General features: G+C 63.9%; 2 protein-coding genes. Both read right to left on the minus strand.

The genetic code is table 11. The annotated features are described in order from the left end of the window. Positions 1-249 precede the first annotated feature (249 nt). Positions 250-1,425: an ABC transporter permease gene (locus VIE67_RS14375; RefSeq protein ID WP_332027138.1), complete on the minus strand. Its 1,176-nt coding sequence runs from the start codon at positions 1,423-1,425 to the stop codon at positions 250-252. Next, on the minus strand, positions 1,422-2,168 hold the full coding sequence (locus tag VIE67_RS14380; RefSeq protein WP_332027139.1) for an ABC transporter ATP-binding protein: 747 nt from the start codon (positions 2,166-2,168) through the stop codon (positions 1,422-1,424). Before VIE67_RS14380 ends, VIE67_RS14375 begins: the two co-directional genes overlap by 4 nt. Positions 2,169-2,268 lie beyond the last annotated feature (100 nt).

A 2,268-nucleotide genomic window follows, 5' to 3' on the forward strand; every position in this document is an offset into this window, starting at 1 on the left:
CGTCAAGCGAACCCCTGCGTGACCTTGCGCACTCGCAGGGCTTCATCCTGCGAGCGCGGCATCGGGGGTGCATTTCTTTTGGTTACTTTTCTTTGGGCACACAAAGAAAAGTGACCCGCTCGCCGCAGGCGAGTGGAAGCCCTTCTCTTATAGAGCCAAGATCAAAGGATTCCCGCCTTCGCGGGAATGACGAGCTAAGAGCCAAGGACGCTGGATACCGGCTTTCGCCGGTATGACGAACAAAAAGCGTCAGGCGGAAATCGCCAGACGTTCACTGTGATAAATGCGCGACGTCACAAAGTATACAATCAGTGCCGCTGCCGCCGTGCAGACGAAACACAGCAGCAGCGCGCTCGGCGCGACTGCATCGCCGCGCAGCAATCGCGAGATCGCGACCTGCTGACCCATCAGTGGCACCGCGTACATCCACAACTTGGCCTTGATCGGCAGGATCGACAGCATCAGGGTCGGGATCACCGGCACGAACATCAGCAGCGACAGATAGGTCTGTGCTTCGCGGTAGCTGCGCGCGAATGCGGCGACCATGGTCTGCAGCGAGGCGAGCAACATCGCCAGCGGCAGCATCACGAACAGCGTGCTGGCGAGGAAGCGCGGGCCGATCTGCAGCACCATGCCGATGCGTTCGGTCGGCATGAAGTGGCCGGCGACCGAGAACGCGATGATGCTGAGCATGACCGTGGTCACCGCGAATGCGGTCGTGGCCGCCAGTTTGCCGGCGAGAATCTGTCCGCGCGGCACCGGATTGGCGAGCAGCGGTTCGAGCGACTGGCGCTCGCGCTCGCCGGCGGTGGTGTCGATCGCCAGGGCCATGCCGCCGATGAATGCGCCGAGGATGAAGAAGTACGGCAGCATGCTGAACATCAAGCCCGAGCGACCCTGCGGCGTGGATTGATCGCGCTCGGCAACGACCAGCGGTCGCATCACCGCTGGCGACAGGCCGCGCGCGAGCAGGCGCAGCGCGCCGGAGCGTTGCCCGTAGGAATCGAGCATGCCGCGCAGGCGATTGACCGAACTGCCGGCGTCCCTTTGCGATTCGTCGTAGACAATTTCGACCTGCGCGGGCTGGCCCTTGTTCCAGTCCTCGGCGTATTTCGCCGGAATGCGCAGCACCACGTCGGCATCCTGCTCGCGTACTGCACGCTCGGCGTCTGCCGGCCCCGGCTTGATCTCGACGCGCTGCTGCTTGAGCGCTTCGATCAGGTTCGGCGCGTACTCGGCGCCGATCACCGGCAACACCAGCGGGTGTTCGGCCTTGTCGAGTTCGCGGCTGACGACGGTATTGATCGCCAGGACGAAGATCAGCGGTGCGAACAGCGGCCCGGTGATCAGGGTATTGATCACGGTGCGTCGATCGCGCAGGTTTTCGCGGACTTCCTTCAAGAAAACGACCAGTGCGGATTTCATGCGGCGAGTCCTTCATCGGTGCCGATCAGTTTGACGAAGGCGTCTTCGAGATTCGCCTCGCCGGTTTGTGCGCGCAACGCGTCGGGCGATTCGTCTGCGACGACCTTGCCCTTGGCGATCACCACGATGCGGTCGCAGAGCGCGGCGACCTCCTGCATGATGTGGCTGGAGAAAAGCACGCAGCGGTTCTCGCTCTTCAGATGCAGCAGGAACTGGCGCATCGCGCGCGTGGCCATCACGTCGAGGCCGTTGGTCGGCTCGTCGAGGATCACGTTTTTCGGATCGTGGATCAGCGCGCGCGCGATCGCGGTCTTGACGCGCTGGCCCTGCGAGAAGCCCTCAGTGCGCCGCTCGGCGAAATCGGCCATGCCGAGTGCGGCGATCGCCGCATCGCCGCGCGTGCGGATCGTCGCGTCGTCGAGGCCATGCAATTGACCGAAGTAGGCGATGTTCTCGCGCGCGGTCAGGCGCTTGTACAGTCCTCGCGCATCGGGCAGCACGCCGAGGTTGCGCCGCACCGCAAGCGGATCGGTCGCGACGTCGATGCCGTCGACGAGTATTTTGCCGCGGTCCGGTTGCATCAAAGTATACAAACAGCGCAGGGTCGTGGTCTTGCCTGCGCCATTGGGGCCGAGCAGGCCGGTGATCTCGCCGTCGCGTGCCATGAAGGTCACGCCATCGACGGCGACGACGCGCTTGCCGCCGCTGCCGAACGCCTTGTGCAGGTCCTGGATGTCGATCATGGTGCGGCTCCGCCGAAGTCGATCAAGGCTGGCAGTGGGCCGAGCGCGTCGGCGCAGCTCACGTCCAGTGTTTTTGCGTGCAGGGTGTCGACGAACTCGC

Origin of the sequence: Rudaea sp. (genome assembly GCF_036560865.1) — a bacterium.
Classification (GTDB): Bacteria; Pseudomonadota; Gammaproteobacteria; order Xanthomonadales; family Rhodanobacteraceae; genus Rudaea.